This is a genomic window from uncultured Eudoraea sp., assembly GCF_947258525.1.
Taxonomy (GTDB): domain Bacteria; phylum Bacteroidota; class Bacteroidia; order Flavobacteriales; family Flavobacteriaceae; genus Eudoraea.
Genome location: NZ_CAMYIP010000208.1, coordinates 1 through 6,735 on the forward strand (window position 1 = coordinate 1; position 6,735 = coordinate 6,735).

Below are 6,735 nucleotides of genomic sequence, written 5' to 3' on the forward strand. Positions count from 1 at the left end.
TAAAAATACTTCGGGATCTGGTTTTGCCTTTGTAACCTGAGTTCCATCTACAATGGCTTCAAAATAAGGCATTAACTCAACCTTTTCCAAAATAGAAACTGCATTTTTACTTGCAGAACCCAGTGCCATAGGAATCCCCTTATTTTTAAGGTATCCCAGTACTTTAGTAACATCAGGAAGTATTTCACTTTCGTCCATTTTAGCAATATATTTTAAATAGTCCTCATTCTTTTCTTCCAACCATGTGTCGAACTGTTCTTTTGAAACGGAAATATTGCCCATTTCCAATAAAAGTTCCAGACATCTTTTGCGACTTACACCTTTGAAATTCTCATTATCCTCTTCGGTGAAATCAATACCCAGTTCATCAGCCAGATTTTTCCAGGCCAGATAATGGTATTTCGCAGTATCCACAATTACTCCGTCTAAATCGAATATGAATCCGGTTTTATTCATTTTTATAGTAATCTGTTTAATTAGTTGATTGTAGATTCTCTTTCAATTAGTGTGGCTTTAATAACTTCTGTCCTAAAAGATTCTTCCTCTGTCTCAATTTCATCATCTCGCTCTATTTCATCATCTCGCTCTATTTTCTCAATAAGCATTTTAGCGGCTATATTGCCCATACGCTCTCCGTGTTGGGCTACAGATGTAAGTGCAGGATTAGCCAATTTAGAAAGAATACCATCTGTGAAACCAATGAAGGCGACATCCTCAGGGATTTTCATTCCGTTATTCTGAGCAATTCTCATAGCTCTGACCGCAAAAATTTCATTCACACATAAAACCGCATCCAGATTATTTGAAGCAAAGAAAGCTTCACTCATTGTCTCATCTTCAAATTGATAAGGTAAACGTAAAATTAGATTTTCATCCAGCTCCAGGTCATGGTCTTCCAAAGCCTTGTAGTAACCCTGGGCCCTTTTTTCACTTACATTAAGATAGCTTTCTGTTGTAATCAAAGCTATTCGTTTTCTTCCATTTTCTATTAATTTTTTAACCGCCATATAAGACGCTTCAAAGTCATTTATAACTACTTTATCGCAAATAACCTCATTTATAACTACTTTATCGCAAATAACCTCATCGGTAACTCTATCAAAAAGAACAAGAGGCATCCCCTGATCAATGATTTCTATTAAATGATGGAAATCGTTTTTTAGCTGTGTTTCTGCAGATAACGCCATAATGAAACCATCAATACTACCGTTTGCCAACAACTCCATATTGATAACTTCCTTTTCAAAAGATTCATCCGATACGCATGCAATAACGTTATAACCCTTGGTATTTGCATATTGTTCTATACCCCTGAAAACCGTAGTAAAAAAATGATGAACTATATCCGGAATGATTACACCTATATTCCTGGTCCGCCTATTTTTTAGGCTAAGGGCTATATTGTTGGGCTTGTAGTGGTACAGTTTGGCAAAAGCCTGAATTTTTTCAGTTGTGTCTTTGCTTATTTCTTTGCTGTTTTTCAGCGCCTTAGATACTGTTGAAATGGATACATCCAATTCACGGGCAATTTGTTTAAGGGTAATCTTTTTCTTCAAATGTTAAAGTATGAAAATAGTCTAAAGGTTAAAGTTATTATAATTTAGATATATTATAAATATATTCTTTTTTTAACATTTAATAGAGGCAAAAACCATATAAACAATTATCTTTATGAGCTTGCAGAATAAAAAAAATATTATATTTGTTCCGTTTTTAACAAAGATTGAACCATTTAAATAAGGATAACATAATTTTGCCATTTCTGTTTTATCATACTCTTATTTAACAAAAGTTATTAACACGAAACCGTTTTCGTTGTTGACAACTTTTAATAAGATGTGCTATTAACATTTATTTTACATAGGTTTAACCTTTGTGCTAAAAATTAACTAAACTCAAAATTAACTTTTTATGAAGATTACGCTACTAAAGAGCTTTTTATTGGTCGGAGCTATTTTAAGCTTTGGACTTGCAAAAGCGCAAGAAGTATCAGGTACAGTTTCTGATGCAAATGGTCCTTTACCCGGCGCCAGTGTTGTTGTAAAGGGAACTACAAATGGTACACAAACAGACTTTGATGGTAACTATACTTTAAATAATGTAGAGAGCGATGCTACACTCGTTATCAGTTACATTGGTTATAGTACTCAGGAAGTCGCCATTAATGGAAGAACTACCATTAATGTAGTTTTGGAAGAAGATGCACAAGCATTAGATGAAGTAGTTATCATCGGTTATGGTACTACAACAGTTAAAGATGCAACAGGTGCTGTCTCCGCAATTAATTCTGAAGACTTTAATTCAGGTATTATTGCTTCTCCTGAGCAATTGATCCAGGGTAAAACTGCCGGGGTTCAGATCACTCAGGCGAGTGGTGAACCGGGTGCCGGAGTAAACATTAGGATCAGGGGTGCAAATTCCATCCGTTCCAATAACAGCCCATTATTTGTTGTAGACGGTGTTCCATTATCTTCTGAATCTACAACTCCTGGTGGTGGTGATATAACCGGTGGTGAAAATGCTTCCAGAAACCCATTAAACTTTATAAACCCTCAAGATATTGAAAGTATCTCTATCTTAAAAGATGCCTCCGCAACAGCCATTTATGGATCCAGGGGTGCAAATGGTGTTGTAATTGTAACCACAAAAAGTGGTAAAACTGCTTCAGGTGGTGTATGGGAATTAGACCAAACGGTTAGTATTTCAACACCCAGAGAAAATTTTAAACTTCTGGATGGACCGGCATTTCTTGCGCAAACTGCCATTGATCGTGGTCAGACAATTGCAAATGATATAGATGCAGGTTCTAATACAGACTGGCAGAAAGTAGTTTTTAGAACTGTCGCTTCTCCTGTTACCAATTTATCCTATTCAAATAATTATGGTAGTGGTAATGTAAGAGGAACTTTTTCTTATGGAAAACAGTTTGGAGTTATCCAGGGTTCTTCTCAGGAAAGAATAACAGGAAGAGTCAATGTCAATCAGCGTTTTTTGGATGACAGGCTAAAATTTGATTTACAAGCTTCACTGGCACGTGTCAATGATTTGGCTCCACAAATTAGTGGTCAATCCGGTGCGAGTGGTAACTTAATTGGTGCAACATATTCTGCAAACCCAACATGGCCTAATGATCCGGCGTTTGTTATTGCGGGTAACCTCTTAAACCCCGCTAACCTTTTGGCCTATTTCCGTCAGAAAACCAACACAGACAGGTTTTTAATCAACTTTGCTACTTCTTATGACATCATAGATGATGACGATAATGAATTGAGAGCAAAGATAGCTTTGGGTTATGATGACTCTAATGCTACAGCAAGTGCAACTATTTCACCTTTAGTTACAAATCAGAACAGGGTGAGTGGTCAGGGACAGGCCTCGTTCAATGAATTGCAAGCGACAAGTAAATTACTAGAAGCAACCCTTAACTGGCAAAGAGATTGGGAGAACGTCTCTTTGGATGCGATTATAGGTTTTACCTATCAGGATTTCCAAAGACAAGGATTCAATTCTCAGGGTTGGGGTACTCCGGAAACCGAACTGGACCAAATGGGTAAAAACTTAAGACAAGACATAAATAATGCAGCTAGTACCATCGCAGGACCATACCAGCAATTTGGTTATGATGCTAATGGTACTTTTGTAAACACGCTTAACCCATTCAATGATGCGGGAGTGCTTAGCAGTGTTCTGGGCAGACAATATACCTCTGTCTGGGTAGACAACTTCAACAATACAGATGAATTGCAATCGTATTTTGCAAGGGCAAATGTAAACCTGCATAACAAATATTTATTTACAGCTACCTTTAGAGCGGATGGTTCATCTAAATTTGCTCCGGACAACCAATATGGATATTTCCCTTCTGGTGCCTTTGCATGGAAGGTTAATGAAGAAGAATTCATAGGTCCAGCTTTTTCTACTCTAAAACTAAGGTTAAGTGCAGGTATTACTGGTAATCAGGATGGTTTATCGTATGGCCAGTTTGTCAAAAGACAGCGTTTTGCGGGACCAGGCATTAATGACGATGGTAGTATAAACAGACCGGGGCTTGAAACCGTTGCGGTTCAAAATCCCGATTTAAAGTGGGAAGAGACAACTGATTTAAATGTTGGTATTGATTTTGGTTTCGCTCTCGATCGATTTACCGGCTCGCTTGACTTCTATAAGAAGAGTACTAAAGATCTCTTGTTTAGACAAGCGGCAGCTGCACCGGCCTTTGATCCTTTTGTCTTTAAGAACCTTGAAAATGGCAAGTTAGTCAATCAGGGGGTTGAATTGGCCGTTGCCTATGATTTTATTCAAAATGATAAATTGACCTTTTCAGGTGCTTTTAATATCTCTTATAACGACAATAAGGTTAAAGGTTTAGAAGGTACTACAGCAGATTTTGGACGAGTTAGAGGTCCGGGGCTTACGGGAGCTTTCGCGCAGCGCCTGGGTGAAGGAATATCTATTTTCTCTTACTATATGGCAACATATTCTGAGGATGCCAGTGGAAACCCTAACTTCAGTGCAGACGAGAAAGATTTTGTTGGTGAAGATGCGGTACCTGACGTTCTTTCAGGACTTACACTTAACTTAAATGCTGGCAATTGGGACGCCAATATCTTCTTTGCAGGACAGTTTGGTTTCTCTGTTTATAACAATACCAGAAATGCCTTCTTAAATAAGCCTACCTTCTTAACTTCCAGGAACACGGATCCCACTGGTTTAACACTTTTATCCCAGGAAGTTTCTACCTTATATTTAGAAAAAGGAGATTTTGTACGTTTGCAAAACGCAACGGTTGGGTATAATGTGCCTCTTAAAGAAGGAACGTTTAAGAATTTAAGGTTCTCAATAACAGGACAGAATTTATTACTGTTTACTGGTTATAGCGGTCTTGATCCAGAGGTTACCTCTAATACAGGTGGTTTTGGAAGTGGTATCCCAAGTCAGGGAATAGATTATACCGCATTCCCTAGACCACTGACAGTGACTTTAGGAATAAATGCTAAATTTTAATTTTAAAAAAAACTGCAATGATTAATTATTTAAAAACACGATCAAAAATTTTGATGTTTTCGTTACCGGCATTGGTACTGTTTTTCTCATGTACCAATCTGGAAATTGAACCGACTGATTCTTTGCTTGCCGCTAATTTTGAGGGTATTAGAACTGCTGAAGAAGCAGCTAGTCAGGTTACTGCAATGTATAATTCCATTAACGGATACATTGGTGACCAGGCAAACTTGTATGCGCTAAGTGAGGTTACGACAGATGAAATGTTAGTACCTACAAGAGGTTCTGACTGGGGTGATAACGGAATATGGAGACAATTACACCAACATTCCTGGACTCCTGATCATTCGTATATTACCAATGTATGGAATCAATGGAATGAGCTTCAACTCGTAGCCAGTGAAGTATTAGACAGCAGGTCCGCATCTTCGCCTGATTCAAGAGCCGCTGCGTCTTTCTTTAGGGCTTTGGCAGTATATGTAATTTTAGACAATTTTGGACAGGTACCTATCAGGGATACGGAAGCTCCACCATTGGATGATCCTGCAGTTTTAACTGGTGAAGATGCTATAGCTCTAATTGTTTCAGATTTGAATGATGCTATTTCAGGACTTCCCGCTACAGGACCTTCAGGCGCGGAAAACGTAAATGTTTCTAAAGCAGCTGCAAGATATTTGTTGGCTAAAACGCATTTGAACAGACATATTTTTAATGGTACCAGGACCGTTGATAACGCAGACATGGCAAGGGTTATCGCCCTGGTAGATGAAATTACTGCCGATGGCTATGCATTGGAAGCAGGATTTTTTGATATATTCAGAGACACTCCGGATAATGAAACCATATGGTGGATAAATACCCAGGTTGGTAACAGGATCTGGAATGGTCTTCATTATAACCTTGTTACACCAGAACAATCAGGTGGTTGGAATGGTTTTTCTACCTTATCCGAGTTTTATGATCTATTTGAAGGGCCAGAGGAAAATATCCTAGGTGGTACCCAGGAAGAAAGAAGAGGTGGTGTTCCACTTCAGGGAGAACCCGCTGGTGCAGATGGTACGGTTGATGATGACGGCGATGGTATTGCAGATGGTACGCATATTGGTTTTGGTTTCCTTAAAGGACAACAATATGGTCCTACAGGAACGCCACTTACAGAAAGAGGTGGAGCGCCATTGGTTTTTTCCAGAGAATTTGTAAGTGCGGTTGATGGCCAGCCAAACCTTCTTGATAATGATGAAATAACTGGTATCAGGGTGCTTAAGTACAATCCACGATATGGTGGTTTCGTTTCACATGAAATCTTCTTCAGATATTCTGATGCGCATTTAATGAAGGCAGAGGCAATGTTCAGAAGTGGAGGCGATGCTTTATCAATGGTTAACGACCTGCGTGTTCTGCGTGGTGCTCAACCATTAGGTAGCTTATCTGAGCAAGATTTGATAGATGAAAGAGGAAGAGAACTATACATAGAGTTTTGGAGACGTAATGATTTAATTAGATTTGGTCAATACACACGCGATTGGGAATTTAAAGACCCAGCAGCTGTTGGTAATGGAGATCGTGAATTATTCCCTATTCCTGCTACACAGATTATTCTTAACCCTAATTTGGTTCAGAACCCGGGATACTAATAAATTTTTTTAAGTTTATTTTCTAAAAACCCTGATCAATTAGATCAGGGTTTTTTTGTTTTTGTTTACTTGGCTTATCCCCATAAAAACAATATCTTAA

The 6,735-nt window shown here is 38.3% G+C and carries 4 protein-coding genes; 2 read left to right on the forward strand and 2 right to left on the reverse strand.

Annotated features, from left to right (window positions below; genetic code table 11):
- Nucleotides 1-456 (reverse strand): HAD hydrolase-like protein (locus Q0X89_RS16010; RefSeq protein WP_297696022.1); only part of this gene is annotated, 456 nt, incomplete at its 3' end.
- A 20-nt stretch (nucleotides 457-476) separates the two neighbouring features.
- A complete protein-coding gene (locus Q0X89_RS16015) occupies nucleotides 477-1,556 on the reverse strand; it encodes a LacI family DNA-binding transcriptional regulator (RefSeq protein ID WP_297696024.1) in 1,080 nt (359 codons plus the stop codon).
- Nucleotides 1,557-1,911: 355 nt separating this feature from the next.
- Here Q0X89_RS16015 and Q0X89_RS16020 point away from each other — a divergent pair, with 355 nt between their 5' ends.
- Nucleotides 1,912-5,004, forward strand: coding sequence for a SusC/RagA family TonB-linked outer membrane protein (locus tag Q0X89_RS16020; protein ID WP_297696026.1), 3,093 nt, complete (start codon nucleotides 1,912-1,914; stop codon nucleotides 5,002-5,004).
- Nucleotides 5,005-5,021: 17 nt separating this feature from the next.
- Nucleotides 5,022-6,635 (forward strand): RagB/SusD family nutrient uptake outer membrane protein, encoded by a 1,614-nt coding sequence (locus Q0X89_RS16025; RefSeq protein ID WP_297696028.1) that lies wholly within the window; start codon nucleotides 5,022-5,024, stop codon nucleotides 6,633-6,635.
- Nucleotides 6,636-6,735 lie beyond the last annotated feature (100 nt).